This window comes from Acidovorax sp. SUPP3434, assembly GCF_030159015.1.
Classification (GTDB): Bacteria; Pseudomonadota; Gammaproteobacteria; order Burkholderiales; family Burkholderiaceae_C; genus Paracidovorax.
This window is the reverse complement of the sequence record NZ_BQXL01000002.1, coordinates 509,505-529,514: the sequence shown is the minus strand read 5'-3', so window position 1 is coordinate 529,514 and position 20,010 is coordinate 509,505. Positions and strand designations below refer to the sequence as shown.

Here is a 20,010-nt window from a genome sequence, read left to right as displayed (position 1 = left end):
AGCCATGGCATCAGAGACCCCCTCGTCGGTGGAACAGCGGCGGCGCACCGTCGGGGCGGCCGCGCCCGAGCCGCCGGCCAAGCCGAGCGTGCGGCACCTGCCCTCCAACCTGCTGGGCAAGCTGGCCGACACCGACACCCGTCCAGCCATCATGCTGGGCGAGACGCTGCTGTTGCCGATCATCGCGCTCGCGCTGGGCATGCTGCTGGAGCCCTTCGACCCGCTGTGGAGCGAGGCCGCGTTCCCGTGGTCCTGGCTGGCTCCCGTGATCGTGGCCCTGCGCTACGGCCCGCTGGCCGGGCTGGGCGGCGCCTGCGTGCTGCTGGCCGGCTGGCTGGCGCTCAACTTCGGGCACTACGACACCTTTCCGCAGATCTTCTTTCTCGGCGGCCTGATCCTCGTGATGCTGGTGGGCGAGTTCTCCAGCCTCTGGCAGGCGCGCACCCGCCGGGCCGAGAACGTGCAGCTGTACCTGGACCAGCGCCTGGAGCACCTGGTGCGCCAGTACTACCTGCTGCGCCTGTCGCACGACCGCCTGGAGCAGGAGCTGATCGGCCGGCCGATGTCCATGCGCGATGCACTGTCCACGCTGCAGGCGCTGGGCGGCTCCGAAGAGGACGCGGCCCAGGGCGCGCAGACCCTGCTGCGCCTGCTGGCCCAGTACTGCCAGCTCGAATCCGCGGCGCTGTACGCCGCCACGGAAGACAGCATCGAAGCCCGGGCCGTGGCCCGGATCGGCAGCGGCGCCGAGCTGGACGCGCGCGACCCGCTCGTACAGCAGGCACTGGAAACCCGCAAGCTCTGCCACGTGAGCCAGATGCTGGCGGACCAGCAGCAGACCCGCTACCTCGCCGCAGCGCCACTGCTGGACTTAGGGGGCGAGATCTACGGGCTGCTGGTGATCGAGGACATGCCGTTCTTCTCGCTGCAGGCCGAGAACCTGCAGACCATCAACCTGCTGCTGGGCTACTACACCGACGGTCTGGCCATGCAGACGGTGGCCGCGCCGATCCTGAAGGAGCTGCCGCAGTGCCCCGCCGACTTCGCCTTCGAAGCGCAGCGCCTGGCCCACATCCGCGACACGGCCAAGGTGCCCAGCGTGATCGTGGCGCTGGAGTTCCTGCCGCGCGCCATCGAGGCCGGCCTGCCCGGCCAGATCGAGCGGCTGAAACGCGAGCTGGACGAAAGCTGGCTCATCACCGGCAATGATCGCCAGGTGCTCGCCATGCTGATGCCGCTGGGCGACAACGCCACTGCCGAGGGCTACATCAACCGCCTGGAGGTCTGGTCGGGCCAAAAGAGCGGCAAGCCGCTGGCCGAGGCCGGCGTGTTTCCGCACATCATCCCGCTGAACGGCGAGCCCCTGGCCGTGCTCAAGCGGCTGAACGGGATGGCCCATGCTTAACCTCAAGTTCGCCATCTCCGCGCTGCTGCTGGAGATCGGCGCATGGAGCGGGCCCGCGCTGCTGCAGGGCCACACGGATGCGGCCCTGTCAAGCTACCTGCTGGTGCACGCCCTGGCCTGCGTAATGCTGTCCTTCTTTCTGCTGCCCCTGCTATCGGGCGAGCAGGCCCGGCCGCGCGCGCCGGTGCTGGGCCTGATGGCGGTGTTCAGCTATGCCGTGCCCATCGTCGGATTCATCGGGGTGATCGCTGCCGTGGTGGTGCTGCGCATCTACCGCAGCCCCTCGTCGCAGGGCGACTTCGAATCGCTGCGGCTGCCGGAGTTCGATCGCCACCAGCGCATGCAGGGGAGCTTTCGCCAGTCCGGTTTGCGGTCCTTTTTGGGCAACAGCCAGGCCCCGATGCAGACGCGCATGCGCGCCATGGTGGCGCTGCAGCACGTGTCCGGCCGCATTGCCTCGCCCCTGCTGCGCACGGTGCTGAGCGATCCGAGCGAGGATTTGCGCCTGCTCGCCTACGGCATGCTGGACACTCTGGAAAAGCGCATCAACCGCACCATCGACAGCGAACTGGATGCGCTGCGCCTGGCCAAGGAGACCGAAGGCGACGTGCCGGGGCCGCTCACCGTCGAATCGGCCTTCCGTCTGTCCGACCTGTATTGGGAGCTGGTCTATCAGGAGCTGGTACAGGGCGACCTGCGCGACCACGCTGTGAAGGAATCGCTGCAGTACTGCGATCAGGTGCTGGCGCAGCAGCCGGACCATCCGCAACTGAACCTGCGCCGCGGCCGCCTGCTGCACCTGCTGGGCCGCGTGGAAGAGGCCGAAGCCGCCTACGCGCTCGCCCGGAACTTGGGATTGCCCGCCACGCGCGTACTGCCCTACCAGGCCGAACTGTGCTTCGAGCGGCGCGACTTCGCGCAGACGCGCGAACTGGTGCAGCAGCTCAACCAGTGGCGCGCGCTGCCCCGGCTGCGCCCCGTCCTCGACTACTGGAGCGCGCCATGACAGGGCCCAAAGCCAGCGAGGCGGACGTGGCCCTGCTGCTGGAGGGCACCTTCCCCTATGTGAGCGGGGGCGTGTCGAGCTGGATCAACCAGATCATCCGCGCCTACCCGGAGTACCGCTTTGCCATCGTCTTCCTGGGCAGCCGCCGCGAGGACTATTCCGCGTTCAAGTACGAGTTGCCGCCGAACGTCGTGCACTTCGAGGAGCACTACCTCTACGACCACCTGGGCGTGCGCACCCTGCCCGCGCGGCGCAAGGGCAGCCGCGCGGCCCTGGACATGGTGCACACCCTGGTCGAGTCGTTCCGCACGGGCGACCGCAGCCCGCAGACGATGGCCGCGTTCCGCGAGATCACCCAGCAGATGCAGCCGGGCGGGCGCCTGCCGCTGGAGGATTTCCTCTACAGCGAGCGGGCGTGGGAAATCATCTGCAAGAGCTACCGCGACCATTGCACCGACCCGTCGTTCGTGGACTACTTCTGGACGGTGCGCATCATGTACCAGCCGCTGTGGACGCTGGCCCGCGTGGCGCAGCAGCTCATTCCGGTGCGCGTGGTGCATTGCGCTTCCACGGGGTACGCCGGCTTCCTCGGCGGGCTGATCGAGCAGGCGCGCGGCGTGCCGCTGATCCTGTCGGAGCACGGCATCTACACCAAGGAACGCAAGATCGACCTGTTCAAGAGCGAGTGGATCCGCGACAACCGCAACATCTTCCAACGCGACCCGACCGAGCTGTCGTACTTCCGCCAGATGTGGATCCAGTTCTTCGAATGGCTGGGCTACTACTGCTACGCGGCGGCCGACCCGATCATCGCGCTGTACGAGACCAACCGGCTGCGGCAGGTGACCGATGGCGCCGAGGCATCGCGCACCTTCAACATCCCGAACGGCATCAACCTGGGCCGCTTCGCCCCATTGCGCGACAAGCGCCCCGCACAAGTGCCGCCGATTCTGTGCCTCATCGGCCGAGTCGTGCCCATCAAGGACATCAAGACCTTCATCCGCGCCATGCGCCGCGTGGTCAACCAGCTGCCGCAGGCCGAGGGCTGGATCGCCGGCCCGACCGAGGAGGACCCGGCCTATGCCCAGGAATGCACGAACCTCGTGCGCAGCCTGGGGCTGGAGCAGAACATCCGCTTCCTGGGCTTTCAGCGCGTGGAAGACCTCATGCCGCGCATCGGGCTGGTGATCCTGTCGTCGATCAGCGAGGCGCTGCCCCTGGTGATCCTGGAGGGTTACGCCGCGGGCGTGCCCACCGTGTCCACCGACGTGGGGTCGTGCCGCCAGCTCATCGAAGGGCTGGACGATGAAGACAAGGCGCTGGGCGCCTCGGGCAAGGTGGTGCCGATCGCCGATCCGCAGCGCCTGGCCGACGCCTCGCTGTCGCTGCTCAACGACCCCGCCGCCTGGGAGAGCGCCAGCCGGGCGGCCATCGCGCGCGTGGAGCGCTACTACACCGACACCATGATGTTCGACCGCTACCGCCGCGTGTACGAGAACGCGTTCCAGAAGACGGAGGGCCCCCGCTGATGGCTGGCATCGGATTCGAACTGCGCCGCATGCTGCGCAAGAACACGCTGGTGAGCCTGGTGCAGGCCTACGCCTATGCGGGCGTCATCGGCTCGGGCCCGTGGGTCTTCTCCATCGTGGGCATCCTGCTCATCGGTATCTTCAGCGCCAGCGTGGTGGTGCCGGGCTTTCTGGTCACGCAGTTCCAGACCTCGGTCACCTACATGGTGGCGGGCAGCCTGATCCTCACGGGGCTGGTGCAGCTGGCCTTCACGCGCTTCGTGTCCGACCGGCTCTTCGAAAAGCGCAAGGACCTCATCCTGCCCAACCTGCACGGGCTGCTGCTGGTGGTCACGCTCGTGGCCGGTGCCCTGGGCACGATAGCGCTGTTCCTGCTGCTGCCCAACCTGGGGCTGGTGTACCGCATGCTGATGCTGGCGGGCTTCACCCTGATGTGCGACGTGTGGGTGCTGACGGTGCTGCTGTCCGGCATGAAGCGCTACAAGGAAATCGTGGTGCTGTTCGGCCTGGCCTACGCGGTGATCGTGATCGGCTCGCTCTTCATGCGCCCCTGGGGCCTGGAGGGGCTGCTCACGGGCTTCGTGCTGGGCAACTACCTGCTGCTGGCCGGCATGTGGATCCTGGTGGTGCAGGAATTCAACCCCAAGGGCCGGCTGATCGCGTTCGACTTCGCGGAGCGCAAGCTGCTGTATCCGTCGCTGGTGGCCATCGGGTTCCTCTACAACTTCGGGATCTGGATCGACAAGTTCATGTTCTGGTACTTCCCGCCGACGTCCCAGAACATCATCGGCGGGCTGCGCGCATCGCTCATCTACGACCTGCCGGTGTTCCTGGCCTACCTGTCCATCATTCCGGGCATGGCGGTGTTCCTGGTGCGCATCGAGACCGACTTCGTCGAGTACTACGACAAGTTCTACGACGCGGTGCGCAGCGGCGGCTCGCTCGAGTACATCGAGGCCATGCGCGACGAGATGGTCTATTCGATCCAGCAAGGTCTGGGCGAGATCGGCAAGATCCAGACGCTGGCCATCCTGGTCACCTTCGTGGCCGGCCCGGCGCTGCTGGACGTGCTGGGCATCTCGCGGCTTTACCTACCGTTGCTGCACGTGCAGGTGATCGGTGCGGGCCTGCAGGTGGGGCTGATGGCCATCCTGAATGTGTTCTTCTACCTGGACCAGCGCCGCATCGTGCTGCTGCTGTGCGTGCAGTTCGTGCTGCTGAACATCGCGCTCACCGGCTTCACGCTGTATGCCGGCGCGGCCCTGTATGGCTACGGCTTCGCGCTGTCCACGCTGCTCACGCTGTGCACCGGCATGTACCTGCTGTCGCGCCAACTCAACCGGCTGGAGTACGAAACCTTCATGCTGCAGTAGCCCGGCCCGCGTTCGGTGGACAATGGCAAAAAACTGAAATCCACCCGGGCCACAGAAAAAAGGGAGGCGCCATGCCGAACGCGATCCATCGTGCCTTGCCGAGCCGCGCTGCGCTGCGGCTGGCGTTCTGGTCGGTCTCCGGATTGCTCGCCGCAGTGCTGGCCGGCTGCGGGGGCGGCAGCAGTGAACCCGCAGAAACCCCGGCGCAAAAAGCCGAAGCCGCCACGGCCGGTGCGCAGGCCGCCTTCGCCGCTCCGCTCGACCAGGATGTATTCGACGCCGGAGCCAGTGTGCCGGTCTCCCTCACGGTGCAGGCGGGGGTCGCCAGCGCCATCACTGACGGCGTGTCCGTCGATTTTTCCGCCACCTCGGGCAGCTTTGCGCCGCCGGTGGCCGCGCTGCGCGGCGGCGAGGCCGGCACCACTTTCACTGCCTCCGGGCTGGGGCGCCAGACCCTGACCGCTTCGGTGGCTTCGAGCGGCGGCGCCGTGACCGCCTCGCGCATCCTTTACGTGCGCCCGGCCGCCGCCCCCATGGAAGTGCTGGTCCCCGCGTATTTCTACCCCTCGGCGGGCTCGCCCTGGGACGCCATGACCGCGGGCGCCAGCGCGTACCCCTCCGTCAGCGTCACGGCCATTCTCAACCCCAGCAACGGCGTCTTCACCCGCGCCAACCCCGAGTTCACGGCTGCCGCCACGGCCTTCGTGCAGGCGGGCGGCAAGCTGCTGGGCTACGTGTACACCGGCTACGGATCGCGCTCGATCAGCAAGGTGAAGGGCAACATCGACAAATACCTCAGCCTCTACGGTACCGGGCTGGTGAGCGGCTTTTTCATCGACGAGATGTCGTCCGCGCCCGGCCGGATCAACTACTACCGGCAGCTCTTCGACTACATCAAGAGCAAAGGCGCCAGCTTGCGCGTGGTGGGCAACCCGGGCACCGTGCCCAACGTCGCCTATGCCGCCGTGGCCGATACCCTGGTGACCTTAGAGAACCGCAACGCGGCCTTTGCCGACTACGATCCCCGCGCCAGCGGCGGCTGGCTCTACCAGATGGCCAACACGCGCCAGAACGCCCTGGTGCACGACGCGGCCGACTGCGCGGCCATGCAAACCGCCGTGCGCGCGGCGGCCACGGCCCGCGTGAACAGCGGCGTGATCTACGTGACCGACGACACCTTCAACCCCGACACGCAGGAAGGCAACCCCTGGGATACCCTTCCGGCCTACTGGACCCGACTGCTGGGCACCGTGGATTCCGTCAACCGGGGCGCCACGCTGCCCACCTGCTGACCCGCAGATCCGCACCCGGCACGCCGATTGCACGAGTCCCTGTCCAACCCCTCACCATCCCCTTTCCCGCCCGCCAAGGACATCCCATGCCCCGCATTCCCGCCCGCGTCACCCTCATTGCCCGCATCACCCGCTGGTGCGGCTTGTCACTCGCCGCCTTGCTGGCCGCCTGCGGTGGCGGCGGTGGAGGGGGGTCCTCCGACCCGACGACGCCGGTGACCCCCACCCCGACCAGCATCGCCATCACCCTCAGCGCTCCGCAGGCGGAGACCGTCTTCAACGCGAATGCCGCCCTGGCCATCAGCGCGCGCGTCACGGTGAACGGCGCCGACGCGGCCGATGGCATGGCGGTGAACTTCTCCGCCCTGCCCGGCGCGTTCTCCACCACCAGCGCCACCCGCGCGGGCGTGGCGACCGCCACCCTGTCCGGCGCCGCGGCAGGCCGGCAGGAGATCAGCGCCACCACCAGCGTGTCCGGCCAGTCGGTCACCGCCACGCGCGTGGTGTACCTGCGCCCGGCCCCTGCGGCGCTGGAAGTGCTGGTGCCCGCCTACTTCCACCCCTCGTCGGGCCAGGGATGGACCCTGCTGGCCAGCGGCGCGGCGGCCAATCCGGCGGTGTCCGTCACCGCGATCCTGAATCCCAACAACGGGGTGTTCACCACGGCGGAGGCCAGCTATGTGAGCGCCGTCAACGCGTTCGTTTCGGCCGGCGGCAAGGTGGTGGGCTATGTCTATACCGGCTACGGTACGGGCTCGCGGTCGCTGGCCAGCATCAAGGCCAACATCGACAACTACATCGCGCTCTTCGGGCGCGGGGCGATCAGCGGCATCTTCCTGGACGAAATGGCCTCCGAGACCACGCGGCTCGATTTCTACCGCGAGATCTACAGCTACATCAAGGCCAAGGACGCCAGCCTGCGCGTGATCGGCAACCCCGGCATGGTGCCTGCCGCCGGCTACGCCGCGGTGGCCGATGTGCTCGTCACCTTCGAAGGGCGCAACAGCACCTACGCCAGCTACGACCCGCGCACCGCGCCCTGGCTGTACACCCTGGCCAACAGCCGCCAAAGCTCGCTGGTGCACAACACCGCCACCTGCGCCGACATGCAGCAGGCCGTGCAGACGGCCGCCTCGGCCCGGTACAACGCCGGCCCCATCTACATGACGAACCTCGAATACGACCCGGTGGCGGACGTCGGCAACCCCTGGGACGCCCTGCCTTCGTACTGGACGAACCTGCTGCAGACGGTGGCTGCGGTGAACCAGGGACGGGCCGTCACGGGCTGCTGATCCCGAAGCGCGCCTGGTGCCGGGCGTTGCCTGGCGCTCGGTGGCAATCGCATTGGATGGAAAGCCGCCGGACCGATGGTCCGGATGGCACGGCACCGGGGCTTGCAAGGACCGGCGCCTGAAAACCCGCCTCAGTCGCCGCAAGGCATCCTGAGGCGGCCGGAACTAGGCGTCAGGCAGCGCCGTTCAATTCGTCCGCACGGGCCTGCGCTGCAGCGAAATCCAGGTCGCCGGAATAGATGGCGCGGCCACAGATCACGCCTTCGATGCCTTCGCCTTCCACTGCGCACAGCTGCTGGATGTCGGCCATGTTGGCCAGGCCGCCCGAGGCGATGACCGGAATGGTGAGCGATTGCGCCAGCTTGACCGTGGCGTCGATGTTGATGCCCGAGAGCATGCCGTCGCGGCCGATGTCGGTGTAGATGATCGACTCCACGCCCCAGTCCTCGAACTTCTTGGCCAGATCGACCACCTCGTGGCCCGTGAGCTTGCTCCAGCCGTCGGTCGCGACCTTGCCGTCCTTGGCATCCAGGCCCACGATGATGTGGCCGCCGAAGGCGCTGCAGGCGTCTTTCAGGAACCCGGGGTTCTTCACGGCGGCGGTGCCGATGATCACGTAGCGCAGGCCGCCGTCGATGTACTTCTCGATCGTGTCCAGGTCGCGGATGCCGCCGCCGAGCTGCACGGGGATGTCGTCACCGACTTCCTTCAGGATGGACTTGATGGCCGTGTAGTTCTTGGGCGTGCCGGCGAAGGCGCCGTTCAGGTCCACCAGGTGCAGGCGTCGCGCCCCGGCTTCCACCCACTTGCGGGCCATGGCGCCCGGGTCTTCTCCGAAGGTGGTCGATTGGTCCATGTCACCTTGCTTGAGGCGCACGCAGTGTCCGTCCTTGAGGTCGATGGCGGGGATGAGCAGCATGATGGAAAGGCTAAGGATGTGCCAGGTCGGGCCGCAGGCCCGGCAAGGGGTTGAAGATCAGGGATTCCAGTGAAGGAAGTTGCGATAGAGCGCCAGGCCGTGCTCCGCGCTCTTTTCCGGATGGAATTGCGTGGCAAAAATATTATCGCGCGCAATCGCCGCTGCAAAGGGGCCGCCGTAATCGGCCTCGCCCGCGCAGTGCGCCGCATCCCGCGGGCGCGCATAGAAGCTGTGCACGAAATAGAAGTAGCTCTGGTCCGGCACGCCGGCCCACACCGGGTGCGCCGCGCCGCCGTGGCGCACCTGGCCCACGCGGTTCCAGCCCATCTGGGGCACCTTGTAACGGCTGCCGTCCGGCTGCTGGCGGCCGGCCAGGTCGAACTTGAGCACTTCGCCGTGGATGAGCGACAGGCCGGGCGTGTCGCCCTCGGCGCTGCGGTCCAGCAGCATCTGCATGCCCACGCACACGCCGAACATCGGCTTGGACGCAGCGGCCTCCAGCACCGACGCCTGCAGGCCCGATTCGCGCAGCTCGCTCATGCAGTCGGGCATGGCGCCCTGCCCCGGCAGCACCACGCGCTGCGCGGCGCGCACGTCCTCGGGACGCGAGGTGACCACGACGGTCCAGCCGGTGCCCTCGGCGGCGGCCTGGACGGCCTGCGAGACGGAGCGCAGGTTGCCCATGCCGTAGTCCACGACGGCCACGGTTTTTGCTTCACTTTTCATAGCTGCTTGCGCATGTTGGATGAGCGCTGGAGGCCCATGGAGCCGAAAACCTCAGAGGGACCCTTTGGTGGAGGGAATGACACCGGCCGCACGGGGGTCGCGCTCCAGCGCGGCGCGCAGCGCGCGGGCGAAGGCCTTGAACACCGTCTCGCACTGGTGGTGGGCATTGATGCCCTTGATGTTGTCGATGTGCAGCGTGACGCCCGCGTGGTTCACGAAGCCCTGGAAAAATTCATACGTTAGCTGCGTGTCGAAGCCGCCGATGCTGCCCGCCGTGAACGGGATGTGCAGGTGCAGCCCTGGACGGCCCGAGAAGTCGACCACCACGCGCGACAGCGCCTCGTCCAGCGGCACATAGGCATGGCCGTAGCGGCGGATGCCCTTCTTGTCGCCCACGGCCCGCGCGAACGCCTGGCCGAGCGTGATGCCCACGTCTTCCACCGTGTGGTGGCCGTCGATGTGCAGGTCGCCCTCGCATTCGATGCGCAGATCGATCAGGCCGTGCCGCGCGATCTGGTCGAGCATGTGGTCGAAGAAGCCGATGCCCGTGGACAGGCGGGCTTCGCCCGTGCCGTCGAGGTTCACGCGCACGTGGATGCGGGTTTCCGCCGTGGCGCGGGACACCTCCGCGATGCGGTCGGCGTCGGGGCTGTCGGACGGGGCGGAAGGAACGAGTGCAGAAGAGGTCATAGGGAGGCCTGGAGCGCGGCGAGCATCTGGGCGTTGTCGGCCGCATTGCCGACCGTGAGGCGCAGGCAATTGGCCAGCAGTGGGTGCATTGTAGAAACGTTCTTGACGAGCACCTTGCGGGCCTTCATGCCCTCATAGGTGCGGGCGGCATCGGCCACGCGCAGCAGCACCATGTTGGCCTCGCTGTCCCAGGCCTTTTCGACGCCCGGCATCGCCCTCAGCGCAGCCAGCAGCGCGGCGCGCTCGTGCCGCAGCTCGGCCGCCTGGGCCGCGAACACGCCGGCATGCTCCAGGGCGAACAGCGCGGCCTCGCAGTTGAGCACGCTCACGTTGTAGGGCGGGCGCACCTTGTCGATCTCGGCCACCAGCGCGCGGGGGCCCATCAGGTAGCCCAGCCGCACGCCGGCCAGCCCGAACTTGCTGAGCGTGCGCATCAGCAGCACGTGCGCGTTGCGCCCGGGCTCGGCGCGCATGCGGTCGATCCAGGTGCGGCTGGCGAAAGGCTGGTAGGCCTCGTCCATGGCCACGATGCCGCCCTGCGCGCCCGCGGCGTCGATGATGCGCTGCACCGCGCCCTCGTCCCACAGCGTGGCGGTGGGGTTGTTGGGGTAGGCGATGTAGGTGATGGCCGGGCGGTGCCGGGCGATGGCCGCGAGCATGGCCGGCTCGTCGAGTTCGAAGTCGGCGGTGAGCGGCACACCGACGAAATCCAGCCCCTGCAACTGCGCGCTCAAGGGGTACATGACGAAGCCGGGCATGGGCGCGAGCAGCGTGGCGCGCTGGCCGGTGCCGGGCTGCGCGCAGGCCAGCGCCAGCAGCGTGATGAGCTCGTCAGAACCGTTGCCCAGCACGATGGTCTGGCCGTCCGGCATACCGACGTAGTCGGCCAGCGCGGCCTTCAGGTCGGCGATGCGGTCGCCGGGATAGCGGTTGAGCGCCAGCGCGCCCAGCCGCTCGCCCAGGGCCGCCTGCAGGTCCGCCGGCAGGCGGAACGGGTTTTCCATCGCGTCCATCTTGAGCAGGCCGGCCGAAGGCTGCACGGTGTAGGCGTGCATGGCGCGCACGTCGGGGCGGATGCGGTCGAGGGCGCTGGGCGGCGTGGCAGCGGGGGTGGCGGGGCTCGTCATTCGGCGGTGTCCAGTTCGTGGGGAGCGATGAGGAAGGGATTGATGGGGCGCACGGCGTCCATGGGCTGGTCGTGCGGCAGCGCCTCGGTCAGCAGGTAGCGGCAGCCCTGCTGGTGCGCGGAAGAGAGGATGAGCGCATCCCAGTAGCCCAGGCCGTAGCGGTCCTGCAGGTCCCACGCGCCATCGACGGTGTAGGCGTCCAGGTGCGGCGGCTGCCATACGCGAAAGCGCCGCACCTGTGCGCGCACCTGCTGCAGCGTGTGTCGCCCCCGAAAGCGCTGGATGGCCTGGTTGTACAGTTCGTTGAGCACCTGCGAGCTGACGCGGCCGCTGCGCGTCTGCCAGCAGAACGTGAGCCATTCGCGCGCACGCGCCTGCCGGACCGCATCGCGGTCGTCCACGCTGGACAGCAGCACTTCGGTGTCGACGAAGATCGGGGTCGTGCTCATCGCTGGAACAGGATTTCGCGCGGCACATAGGGCCCGTCGGAGGCGCCCCAGCTCTCGAAGCTCAGCGCCTCGCGCATGGCCTGGGCATAGGCATCTTCCTGCCGCATCTTCTCGGCCAGCCATTCGCCCACCAGGCGCGACACGCTGCTGCCCCTCTTGGCCGCTTCCACGCGCACCCACTCGGCCGCGGCGTCGTCCATGGTGATGGTCACGTTCTTCATGGGGCAAATGCTACACGAACTTCGTGGGGCACGAAGTTCGTGTGATTTTAGGTGGGGTTTCAAGCCACTCGCATGGCGCCCGACCGCAGCATGCGGGTGGCCGTCTCCCCCACCGTGCGCAAGCCCTGCAGGTGCGCGGGCGTCCAGTCGCCGCCCACGCCGATGCGCAGGCAGTTGCGAAACCGCCCGCTGGCGCTGAACACCGTGCCCGGCGCGATCAGCAGGCCATCGGCCAGACAGGCCTCATGCAACAGCACCGAGTCGAGGGCACGCGGCAACTCCAGCCACAGCAGCAGGCCGCCCGGGGGATCACTGACACGCGTGCCCGGCGGAAAATGCGCGGCGATCACACTGCGCACCGCGTCCATGCGGGCCGCGACCGCCGCGCGCAGCTGGCGCATCGATGCCGCATGGCCGGCCTGCGTGATGAGGTCGGCCAGCGCCAGTTCCAGCACCGCCGACTGCCCGCCGGCCTGCAGGTCCTTGATGGCGCGCATCGCCTGGCTCCAGCGGCCCGCCTCCACCCAGCCCAGGCGCAGGCCCGGCGCCAAAGTCTTGGAAAACGAATCGCACAACATGACGTGGCCGGTGGTGTCGTACGACTTGACCGTGCGGCGCAGGTCGTCCACTTCCACGAGGTCGTTGTAGATCGCGTCCTCGATCACGGCCATGCCGTGGCGCGCGGCTAGGTGCGCCAGGCGCCGCCGCTCGGCCTGCGGCATGCAGCTGCCCAGCGGATTGCTGAGCGTGGGCACCACCATCACGGCCTTGACGGGCTGCGTCTCCAGCGCCAGCTGCAGCGCGTCCAGCGACAGGCCGTGGCGCGGGTGGGTGGGGATTTCGAGCGCGCGCAGGTGCAGCCCCTGCAGCACCTCCAGAAACGAGAAATGCGTGGGCGACTCCAGCGCCACGATGTCGCCGGGCTGCGTGACCGCCCGCAGGCACAGCACAATGCTGTCCATGCAGCCCCCGGTGATCACGATGTTCTCGGGGTCGAGGCTGCAGCCCAGCCCCACGGCATAGCGGGCGAGCGCGCGGCGCGCCTCCTCGTGGCCGGACGAGGACGGATAGGTGCACAGCAAGTGGCGGTGGCGCTGCGCCGCGCGGGTGACGGCGCGCCGCACCCGGTCGGGGTTGAAGAGTTCGGGCCCGGGCGTGCCGCTGCTGTACGACACCATGTCCGCCGGCTGATCGCGCCCCAGGATGCGCTGGCCCAGCCAGTCCACCGAAACCTCGCGCGCACGGCGCAGCGGGCGTGGCGTGGTCGGCTCGGGCAGGCTGGCGGGGCGCGCCGCAACGAAGAAGCCCGAGCGCGGACGCGCGGTGATGAGGCGCGCATCCTCCAGCCAGTGGTAAGCCTGCACCACGGTGCTCTGGGCCACCGCCCGCTGGCGGGCCAGCTCGCGCACCGACGGCAGCTTTTCGCCCCGTGCCAGCGTTCCGTTGCGCACCAGTTCGGCCAGTTGCGCCGCGATCTGCAGATAAAGGGGCGTGGTGTCGGCGGCGTCCATCGTGCGATTCTGTACTGCCCAGCAATGGATGCAGCAGTACAGATGGGTGCCAACCGGTACCACACAGATGGCCCTGCGGCGCATCTGCACTGGCCGACATGGCGGGCGACTGTGGCTGGTGCGTCCCGGCGCGCCCGAGCACAGTCGATCCCATGAACTCCCTGACGCACCCCACCCCGGCCGCCCGGCCCTCCTTGCCTGCCGCCGCCGGCCCATCGGCCACGCACCGGACCCTGCGGCCGCTCGCACCCGTGCAGACCCTCGCCTGCCCGGCCCATCAGTCCGCCGTGCTGGAGGTACTGCAGGGCTGCGCCTGGGTCACCTGCGATGGCTGCGAGGAAGACTATTTTCTGGCGGCCGGCGAGCGCCTGGACCTGCCCGGCCCCGCCACGCTGCGGGTGAGCGCCGAAGGCACGCAGGCCGCGCGGCTGGCCTGGCGGTGCGTGCCTGCCGCCCATGGCGGCACCCGCGGTGCGCAGGGGCTCGCGCGGGTGGCCCGCCTGGAGGTGGCCCGTTTTTAGTTAGAGCTTGATGCGCATCTCGGCCGCCCGCGCGTGGGCCTGCAGGCCCTCGCCGTAGGCCAGTTCGGCGGCGATCTTGCCCAGCGTCTGCGCACCGGCCTCGCTCACCTCGATGAGGCTGCTGCGCTTTTGGAAGTCGTACACGCCCAGCGGCGACGAGAAGCGGGCCGTGCCGCTGGTGGGCAGCACGTGGTTGGGGCCGGCGCAGTAGTCGCCCAGCGATTCGCTGGTGTAGGCCCCGAGAAAGATCGCCCCGGCGTGCCGCAGCAGCGGCTCCCAGCGGTGGGGCTCGCGGCTCGAGACCTCCAGGTGCTCAGGCGCGATGCGGTTGCTGATGGCGCAGGCCTCTTCCATGTCGCGGGTGAGGATCAGCGCGCCGCGGCCGGTGAGGCTCTTGGCGATGATTTCGGCGCGGGGCATGGTGGGCAGCAGCCGGTCGATGGCGGCCTGCACCGCGTCGATGTAGGCGGCGTCGGGGCTCAGCAGGATGGACTGCGCGAGTTCATCATGCTCGGCCTGGCTGAACAGGTCCATGGCCACCCAGTCGGGCGGCGTGGAGCCGTCGGCCAGCACCAGGATTTCGCTCGGGCCGGCGATCATGTCGATGCCCACGGTGCCGAACACGCGCTTCTTGGCGCTCGCCACATAGGCATTGCCGGGTCCGGTGATCTTGTCCACCTTCGGAACCGTGGCCGTGCCGTAGGCCAGTGCGGCCACGGCCTGCGCGCCCCCCAATGTGAAGGCGCGGGTCACGCCGGCCACGTGGGCGGCGGCCAGCACCAGCGGGTTGCGCGCGCCCTGCGGGGTGGGCACCACCATGATGATTTCGCCCACGCCTGCCACGTGCGCGGGAATGGCGTTCATCAGCACGCTCGAGGGGTATGCGGCCTTGCCGCCGGGCACGTAGATGCCCACGCGGTCGAGCGGCGTGACCTTCTGGCCCAGCAGCGTGCCGTCCTCGTCGCGGTAGCTCCAGCTTTCGCCGCTGGCCTTGCGCTGCGCCTCGTGGTAGCGGCGCACGCGGGCAGCGGCGGCCTCCAGGGCCTCGCGCTGCGCGGTGGGAATGGTCTCGAAGGCGGCCTTCAGCTCGTCCTGCGACAGCTCCAGCCCGGCCATGGAATCGGCCTGCAGGCCGTCGAAGCGGCGGGTGTATTCCAGCACGGCCGCGTCGCCGCGGGCCTGCACGTCGGCCAGGATGTCGGCCACGCGTTGCTCGATGGCGGCATCGGTCTCGGCGGACCAATGCAGGCGATCCCGGAACGCGGCCTCGAAATCGGCGCTATCGGTACGCAAACGAACAGGCGTGGCTTTCATGGCTTTTCTATCTCTATCGCGAAGGGGAAGAAGGGGCTGCCGGGCTCATTCGGTCTCTGCCGACACGTCGCCCGTCTTGCGGTTGTACTTGAGCGTGATCTTGTCGAGTTCGCAGAGGTTGAGACCCTCCCACTCGACTTCCGAGGCGTCGTCGGTGAACACGACCTTGATGTCCTGGATGCAGTGCTTGGTGTCGCCGAACTTGAACTTGCGCGAGGCGCCGTTCACCAGCTGGTTGCGGCCCAGGCGGTCGCTGCCCCATTTGTCCATCTTGGTGGGCGAAATATAGACCTCGTTGAGCGCATAGCCGGTGCGATTGACCAGTGTGAAGTCGGCATCGGCGGCAAACGAGGCGCCGCTCAGCGCCAGACAGCCCAGCACCAGGATTTTCTTGAACATGGAACACCTCAGATTTTTGAAACACAAGATGCATCGAGAAACAATTTTCTAGACACAGCCCGGATTCTGCCGTGTCCTGGCCGGCGTGGGCTGCAATCTGAGGCGCCCGCGCAACGTCAGCCGCCGGCGGGGATGACCGACGCGAAGGCGTCGATGATGCGGCGCAGCGGCGCCTGCTTGAGCTTGAGCGCCGCCTGGTTCACCACCAGGTGCGAGCTGATGTCCATGATCCGCTCCACCTCCACCAGGTGGTTGGCCCGCAGCGTGTTGCCCGTGGACACCAGATCGACGATGGCATCGGCCAGCCCCGTGAGCGGCGCCAGTTCCATGCTGCCGTAGAGCTTGATCATGTCCACGTGCACGCCCTTGGTCGCGAAGAAATCGCGCGCGATGGCGGTGTACTTGGTCGCCACCCGCAGGCGCGAGCCCTGCTGCACCGCGCGGACGTAGTCGAAGTCGTCCCGCACCGCCACGCTCACCCGGCACTTGGCGATCTGCAGATCCAGCGGCTGGTACAGCCCCTGGCCGCCGTGCTCGATGAGCGTGTCCTTGCCCGTCACGCCCAGGTCGGCGCCGCCGTACTGCACGTAGGTCGGCACATCGGAGGCGCGCACCAGCACCACGCGCACGTCGGGCTGGTTGGTGGTCAGGATGAGCTTGCGCGACTTCTCGGGGTCGTCCAGCACCGCGATGCCGGCGGCGGCCAGCATGGGCAGGGCTTCGTCGAAGATGCGGCCCTTGGACAGGGCAAGAGTGATCATGGTCATAGGGGTGAAGAAAAAAGGAACCCGGCCGCCGCGCGCCAGGGAACCGGGGGGCGGCGAAGGCGGCTCACACCGCCCTTTCGATGTCGGCCCCGAGGCCGCGCAGCTTGGCTTCCATGCAGTCGTAGCCGCGGTCCAGGTGGTAGATGCGGTCCACCACGGTCGCGCCGTCCGCCACCAGCCCGGCGATGACGAGGCTGGCCGAGGCGCGCAGGTCGGTGGCCATCACCGTGGCGCCGGACAGGCGCGCGGCCGTGCTGCCCAGGCCCTCGATCACCGCGACCTTGCCGTCGGTCTGGATCCTGGCGCCCAGGCGCGCGAGTTCGTCCACGTGCATGAAGCGGTTCTCGAAGATGGTCTCGGTGACCGTGGACGTGCCCTGCGCCACCACGTTCAGCGCCATGAACTGCGCCTGCATGTCGGTGGGAAAGCCGGGGTACTCGGTGGTGCGAAAGCCCTGCGCGCGCAATTGCGCGGCGCCCGGGCTCTTGACGCGGATGCCGTCCGGCTCGGCCTGCACCTGCACGCCGGCTTCGCGCAGCTTCTCGATCACGGCGTCCAGGTGGTCGGCGCGGCCGTGGCGCAGCAGGGCCTCGCCGCCCGTGGCCGCCACGGCGCACAGGAAGGTGCCGGCCTCGATGCGGTCGGCCACCACGCGGTGCGTGGCGCCGTGCAGGCGCTCCACGCCCTGGATGCGGATGCGGCTGGTGCCGTGGCCTTCAATCCGGGCGCCCATGGCGATCAGCATCTCGGCCAGGTCGGAAATCTCGGGCTCCTGCGCGGCGTTCTCCAGCACCGTCTCGCCCTCGGCCAGCGTGGCGGCCATGAGGAAGTTTTCGGTGCCGGTGACGGTGACCATGTCGGTGGTGATGCGCGCGCCCTTCAGGCGCGTGGCGCCCGCCGGCAGCCTGGCGATCATGTAGCCGTGCTCCACCAGGATCTCGGCGCCCATGGCGGTCAGGCCCTTGATGTGCTGGTCCACCGGGCGCGAGCCAATGGCGCAGCCGCCCGGCAGCGACACGGTCGCCTCGCCGAAGCGCGCCAGCAGCGGCCCCAGGACCAGCACCGAGGCGCGCATGGTCTTGACCAGTTCGTAGGGCGCCTCGGGCGTGGAGAGCGCGCCCGCATCGATGCGCACCGTGCCGTCCGGCGAGCGCTCGGCCGCCACGCCCATGTTGCGGATGAGCTTGAGCATGGTCGCCACGTCCTGCAACTGGGGCACGTTCAGCAGCGTGACGGGCTCGGCCGTGAGCAGCGCCGCGCACAGCTCGGGCAGGGCGGCGTTCTTGGCGCCGGAAACCAGCACCTCGCCATGCAGCGCGCGGCCGCCGCGAATCAGGAGTTTGTCCATGGCATCGAGCCCGGTGTTTCAGTCAAAAGTGCCGCCAGCGCAATCAACACTAGGGCATATAGCTATCAAAAAGTGAGCACCCACCCGCAGGCCGTCAGGCGCCCTGCGCGGCCCACTCGGCGGGCGTGAAGGTCTTCATGGACAGCGCATGCACCTCGTCGGTCTGCATGCGGGTGCCCAGCGTGGCATAGACGCGCTGGTGGCGCTGGATGGCACGCTTGCCCTCGAACTCGGCCGAGACGATGGTGGCGTACCAGTGCCGTCCGTCGCCTTCCAGCGCGAGGTGCTCGCAAGGCAGGCCGGCGGCGATGAGGTCTTTGAGTTGGTCGGCGGTCATGGATGGGCTCGGGGGTCGTGGGTGCGTCGTCGCGTCGTCAATTGCGAATCTTGTAGCCGGTGCGCAGCAGGTGCACCGCCAGCGCGCTGACCAGCAGCCAGGCGATGCCCACGATGCCCAGGCTCAGCCACGGCGACGTGTCGCTCTGGCCGAAGAAGCCGTAGCGAAAGCCGTCGATCATGTAGAAGAACGGGTTCAGGTGGCTCACCGTCTGCCAGAACGGCGGCAGCGACTGGATGGAATAGAACACGCCGGACAGGAACGTCATGGGTACGATCACGAAGTTCTGGAACGCCGCCATCTGGTCGAACTTGTCGGCCCACAGCCCGGCGATCAGCCCCAGCGTGGACAGTAGCGCCGCGCCCAGCAGGGCGAACGCCAGGATCCACAGCGGCGCGGCGAAATCGGGCCGTGCGAACGCCAGCGTCACCACGAACACGCCCAGCCCCACGACCAGCCCGCGCACGATGGACGAGCCCACGTAGGCCACGAACCAGGCCCAGTGCGACAGCGGCGTGAGCAGCACGAACACCAGGCTGCCCATGATCTTGCTCTGCACCAGGCTGGAGGAGCTGTTGGCGAAGGCGTTCTGCAGGATGCTCATCATCACCAGACCGGGAATCAGGAAGGCGGTGTAGCTGATGCGGTCGTACACCTTCACGTGGTCTTCCAGCACGTGGCCGAAGATCAGCAGGTACAGCACGGCCGTGAGCACGGGCGCGGCCACGGTCTGGAAGCTCACCTTCCAGAAACGCAGCACCTCTTTGTAGAACAGGGTCTGCCAGCCGGTCATAGGCGCACCCCGCCTTCGGCCGTGGCCTCGGGTCCTTCGGGCGGCGCGGGCTCGCGGGCCGGGTCGGGGTAGCTGCTTTGCGCCATCACGTTGAGGAACACGTCCTCCAGATCGGCCTTGCGGATCTCCACGTCGTGCACGGCCACGCCCGCGGCGCGCAGCACGGCCAGGTGGCGCTCGATGTCCTGCGCGTCCTGCGCGGGCAGCTGCACCACGCGGCCGGTCACCCGGGCGATGGCCGCCAGGGCGGGCGGCAGCGCGTCATCGGTCTTGAAGCGCATCACGTTGGTCGAGGCCCCGTGCAGCAGGTCGGAGGTGGTGGACAGCGCCACCACCTTTCCGCCTTGTGGGCCGCGCTTGAGCATGGCGATGCGGTTGCACAGCGCCTCGGCCTCTTCCAGGTAATGGGTGGTGAGCAGCACCGTGTGGCCTTCCTTGTTCAGGCGGGCGACGAAGTGCCACAGCGTCTGGCGCAGCTCGACGTCCACGCCCGCCGTGGGCTCGTCGAGCACGATGATCGGCGGCTTGTGCACCAGGGCCTGGGCCACCAGCACGCGGCGCTTCATGCCGCCCGAGAGCTGGCGCATGTTGGAGCCGGCCTTGTCGGCCAGGCCCAGGTTTTCCAGCAGCTCGTCGATCCAGGCCTCGTTGTTCTTCACGCCGAAGTAGCCGGACTGGATGCGCAGCGCCTCGCGCACGTTGAAGAACGGGTCGAACACCAGCTCCTGCGGCACCACGCCCAGCTTGCGGCGGGCGGCGGCGAAATCGGCCTGCACATCGCTGCCCTGCACGCGCACGTGGCCGCTGGTGGCACGGGCGAGGCCGGCCAGGATGCTGATGAGGGTGGTCTTGCCCGCGCCGTTCGGCCCGAGCAGGCCGAAGAACTCGCCCTCCTCGATGTCCAGGCTGACGTTGTCGAGCGCCTGGAAAGGGCCTTTGGGCGTGGAATAGGTTTTGGAGACGGACTGGAAGGAGACTGCGGGCATGGGAG

The 20,010-nt window shown here is 68.4% G+C and carries 21 protein-coding genes; 7 read left to right on the top strand and 14 right to left on the bottom strand.

Features of this window, described 5'->3' with window-relative positions; translation table 11 throughout:
- Positions 1–4 precede the first annotated feature (4 nt).
- The 6 genes from AVKW3434_RS06125 (at position 5) to AVKW3434_RS06100 (ending at position 7,897) form a co-directional block, all read left to right on the top strand.
- Positions 5–1,405 carry a PelD GGDEF domain-containing protein gene (locus tag AVKW3434_RS06125; protein ID WP_284405138.1) on the top strand — a complete coding sequence of 467 codons (1,401 nt, stop codon included), beginning with the start codon at positions 5–7 and terminating at the stop codon, positions 1,403–1,405.
- Positions 1,398–2,411, top strand: coding sequence for a tetratricopeptide repeat protein (locus AVKW3434_RS06120; RefSeq protein ID WP_272567617.1), 1,014 nt, complete (start codon positions 1,398–1,400; stop codon positions 2,409–2,411). Before AVKW3434_RS06125 ends, AVKW3434_RS06120 begins: the two co-directional genes overlap by 8 nt.
- Positions 2,408–3,940 (top strand): GT4 family glycosyltransferase PelF, encoded by a 1,533-nt coding sequence (pelF, locus tag AVKW3434_RS06115; protein WP_284405137.1) that lies wholly within the window; start codon positions 2,408–2,410, stop codon positions 3,938–3,940. Before AVKW3434_RS06120 ends, pelF begins: the two co-directional genes overlap by 4 nt.
- Positions 3,940–5,313: an exopolysaccharide Pel transporter PelG gene (gene pelG, locus AVKW3434_RS06110; RefSeq protein ID WP_284396747.1), complete on the top strand. Its 1,374-nt coding sequence runs from the start codon at positions 3,940–3,942 to the stop codon at positions 5,311–5,313. Before pelF ends, pelG begins: the two co-directional genes overlap by 1 nt.
- 71 nt (positions 5,314–5,384) lie before the next feature.
- Positions 5,385–6,605 (top strand): spherulation-specific family 4 protein, encoded by a 1,221-nt coding sequence (locus tag AVKW3434_RS06105; protein WP_284405136.1) that lies wholly within the window; start codon positions 5,385–5,387, stop codon positions 6,603–6,605.
- 86 nt (positions 6,606–6,691) lie between these two features.
- On the top strand, positions 6,692–7,897 hold the full coding sequence (locus tag AVKW3434_RS06100; RefSeq protein WP_284405135.1) for a spherulation-specific family 4 protein: 1,206 nt from the start codon (positions 6,692–6,694) through the stop codon (positions 7,895–7,897).
- A gap of 172 nt (positions 7,898–8,069) precedes the next feature.
- On the opposite strand, the gene hisA is transcribed toward AVKW3434_RS06100, so the two are convergent.
- Genes hisA through AVKW3434_RS06065 form a run of 7 tightly spaced genes read right to left on the bottom strand, consistent with a single transcriptional unit; the run spans position 8,070 to position 13,540 of the window.
- On the bottom strand, positions 8,070–8,816 hold the full coding sequence (hisA, locus tag AVKW3434_RS06095) for a 1-(5-phosphoribosyl)-5-[(5-phosphoribosylamino)methylideneamino]imidazole-4-carboxamide isomerase (protein ID WP_284405134.1): 747 nt from the start codon (positions 8,814–8,816) through the stop codon (positions 8,070–8,072).
- Between the two features lie 57 nt (positions 8,817–8,873).
- On the bottom strand, positions 8,874–9,542 hold the full coding sequence (hisH, locus tag AVKW3434_RS06090) for an imidazole glycerol phosphate synthase subunit HisH (protein ID WP_284405133.1): 669 nt from the start codon (positions 9,540–9,542) through the stop codon (positions 8,874–8,876).
- Between the two features lie 51 nt (positions 9,543–9,593).
- Positions 9,594–10,232, bottom strand: coding sequence for an imidazoleglycerol-phosphate dehydratase HisB (gene hisB, locus AVKW3434_RS06085; RefSeq protein WP_284405132.1), 639 nt, complete (start codon positions 10,230–10,232; stop codon positions 9,594–9,596).
- The gene (locus tag AVKW3434_RS06080) at positions 10,229–11,359 is read right to left on the bottom strand and encodes a pyridoxal phosphate-dependent aminotransferase (RefSeq protein WP_284405131.1); all 1,131 of its coding nucleotides are present in this window, start codon (positions 11,357–11,359) and stop codon (positions 10,229–10,231) included. The genes hisB and AVKW3434_RS06080 overlap by 4 nt, the downstream gene beginning before the upstream one ends.
- The gene (locus AVKW3434_RS06075; protein ID WP_284405130.1) at positions 11,356–11,808 is read right to left on the bottom strand and encodes a PIN domain-containing protein; all 453 of its coding nucleotides are present in this window, start codon (positions 11,806–11,808) and stop codon (positions 11,356–11,358) included. Before AVKW3434_RS06075 ends, AVKW3434_RS06080 begins: the two co-directional genes overlap by 4 nt.
- Positions 11,805–12,029, bottom strand: coding sequence for a CopG family transcriptional regulator (locus AVKW3434_RS06070; RefSeq protein ID WP_284396732.1), 225 nt, complete (start codon positions 12,027–12,029; stop codon positions 11,805–11,807). The genes AVKW3434_RS06075 and AVKW3434_RS06070 overlap by 4 nt, the downstream gene beginning before the upstream one ends.
- A gap of 59 nt (positions 12,030–12,088) precedes the next feature.
- Entirely contained in the window at positions 12,089–13,540 is a 1,452-nt protein-coding gene (locus AVKW3434_RS06065) for an aminotransferase-like domain-containing protein (RefSeq protein ID WP_284405129.1), read from the bottom strand.
- Positions 13,541–13,692: 152 nt separating this feature from the next.
- Here AVKW3434_RS06065 and AVKW3434_RS06060 point away from each other — a divergent pair, with 152 nt between their 5' ends.
- Positions 13,693–14,061, top strand: coding sequence for a DUF2917 domain-containing protein (locus tag AVKW3434_RS06060; RefSeq protein WP_284405128.1), 369 nt, complete (start codon positions 13,693–13,695; stop codon positions 14,059–14,061).
- Here AVKW3434_RS06060 and hisD read toward each other — a convergent pair whose 3' ends face one another.
- From hisD to AVKW3434_RS06025, 7 genes are all read right to left on the bottom strand, one after another.
- Entirely contained in the window at positions 14,062–15,375 is a 1,314-nt protein-coding gene (gene hisD / locus AVKW3434_RS06055) for a histidinol dehydrogenase (protein WP_284405127.1), read from the bottom strand. It lies immediately after the preceding gene.
- A gap of 45 nt (positions 15,376–15,420) precedes the next feature.
- Entirely contained in the window at positions 15,421–15,774 is a 354-nt protein-coding gene (locus AVKW3434_RS06050; protein WP_272567598.1) for a hypothetical protein, read from the bottom strand.
- A 116-nt stretch (positions 15,775–15,890) separates the two neighbouring features.
- Complete coding sequence (hisG, locus tag AVKW3434_RS06045; protein WP_442867359.1) at positions 15,891–16,535, bottom strand: ATP phosphoribosyltransferase; 645 nt, start codon at positions 16,533–16,535, stop codon at positions 15,891–15,893.
- A gap of 70 nt (positions 16,536–16,605) precedes the next feature.
- Positions 16,606–17,889, bottom strand: coding sequence for a UDP-N-acetylglucosamine 1-carboxyvinyltransferase (gene murA / locus AVKW3434_RS06040; protein WP_284405126.1), 1,284 nt, complete (start codon positions 17,887–17,889; stop codon positions 16,606–16,608).
- 94 nt (positions 17,890–17,983) lie between these two features.
- Positions 17,984–18,226 (bottom strand): BolA family protein, encoded by a 243-nt coding sequence (locus tag AVKW3434_RS06035; RefSeq protein ID WP_272567594.1) that lies wholly within the window; start codon positions 18,224–18,226, stop codon positions 17,984–17,986.
- Positions 18,227–18,263: 37 nt separating this feature from the next.
- Positions 18,264–19,019, bottom strand: coding sequence for an ABC transporter permease (locus AVKW3434_RS06030; RefSeq protein ID WP_272567593.1), 756 nt, complete (start codon positions 19,017–19,019; stop codon positions 18,264–18,266).
- Complete coding sequence (locus tag AVKW3434_RS06025) at positions 19,016–20,005, bottom strand: ABC transporter ATP-binding protein (RefSeq protein WP_284405125.1); 990 nt, start codon at positions 20,003–20,005, stop codon at positions 19,016–19,018. Before AVKW3434_RS06025 ends, AVKW3434_RS06030 begins: the two co-directional genes overlap by 4 nt.
- Positions 20,006–20,010 lie beyond the last annotated feature (5 nt).

Coding starts and splice junctions, on each gene's coding strand:
- AVKW3434_RS06100 (WP_284405135.1), top strand. CDS start 6,692: ATGCCCCGCATTCCCGCCCGCGTCACCCTCATTGCCCGCATCACCCGC.
- AVKW3434_RS06070 (WP_284396732.1), bottom strand. CDS start 12,029: ATGAAGAACGTGACCATCACCATGGACGACGCCGCGGCCGAGTGGGTG.
- AVKW3434_RS06050 (WP_272567598.1), bottom strand. CDS start 15,774: ATGTTCAAGAAAATCCTGGTGCTGGGCTGTCTGGCGCTGAGCGGCGCC.
- hisA (WP_284405134.1), bottom strand. CDS start 8,816: ATGCTGCTCATCCCCGCCATCGACCTCAAGGACGGACACTGCGTGCGC.
- murA (WP_284405126.1), bottom strand. CDS start 17,889: ATGGACAAACTCCTGATTCGCGGCGGCCGCGCGCTGCATGGCGAGGTG.
- hisG (WP_442867359.1), bottom strand. CDS start 16,535: ATGATCACTCTTGCCCTGTCCAAGGGCCGCATCTTCGACGAAGCCCTG.
- AVKW3434_RS06105 (WP_284405136.1), top strand. CDS start 5,385: ATGCCGAACGCGATCCATCGTGCCTTGCCGAGCCGCGCTGCGCTGCGG.
- AVKW3434_RS06075 (WP_284405130.1), bottom strand. CDS start 11,808: ATGAGCACGACCCCGATCTTCGTCGACACCGAAGTGCTGCTGTCCAGC.
- AVKW3434_RS06080 (WP_284405131.1), bottom strand. CDS start 11,359: ATGACGAGCCCCGCCACCCCCGCTGCCACGCCGCCCAGCGCCCTCGAC.
- AVKW3434_RS06125 (WP_284405138.1), top strand. CDS start 5: ATGGCATCAGAGACCCCCTCGTCGGTGGAACAGCGGCGGCGCACCGTC.
- AVKW3434_RS06120 (WP_272567617.1), top strand. CDS start 1,398: ATGCTTAACCTCAAGTTCGCCATCTCCGCGCTGCTGCTGGAGATCGGC.
- AVKW3434_RS06060 (WP_284405128.1), top strand. CDS start 13,693: ATGAACTCCCTGACGCACCCCACCCCGGCCGCCCGGCCCTCCTTGCCT.
- AVKW3434_RS06065 (WP_284405129.1), bottom strand. CDS start 13,540: ATGGACGCCGCCGACACCACGCCCCTTTATCTGCAGATCGCGGCGCAA.
- hisD (WP_284405127.1), bottom strand. CDS start 15,375: ATGAAAGCCACGCCTGTTCGTTTGCGTACCGATAGCGCCGATTTCGAG.
- AVKW3434_RS06025 (WP_284405125.1), bottom strand. CDS start 20,005: ATGCCCGCAGTCTCCTTCCAGTCCGTCTCCAAAACCTATTCCACGCCC.
- hisB (WP_284405132.1), bottom strand. CDS start 10,232: ATGACCTCTTCTGCACTCGTTCCTTCCGCCCCGTCCGACAGCCCCGAC.
- pelF (WP_284405137.1), top strand. CDS start 2,408: ATGACAGGGCCCAAAGCCAGCGAGGCGGACGTGGCCCTGCTGCTGGAG.
- AVKW3434_RS06030 (WP_272567593.1), bottom strand. CDS start 19,019: ATGACCGGCTGGCAGACCCTGTTCTACAAAGAGGTGCTGCGTTTCTGG.
- hisH (WP_284405133.1), bottom strand. CDS start 9,542: ATGAAAAGTGAAGCAAAAACCGTGGCCGTCGTGGACTACGGCATGGGC.
- AVKW3434_RS06035 (WP_272567594.1), bottom strand. CDS start 18,226: ATGACCGCCGACCAACTCAAAGACCTCATCGCCGCCGGCCTGCCTTGC.
- pelG (WP_284396747.1), top strand. CDS start 3,940: ATGGCTGGCATCGGATTCGAACTGCGCCGCATGCTGCGCAAGAACACG.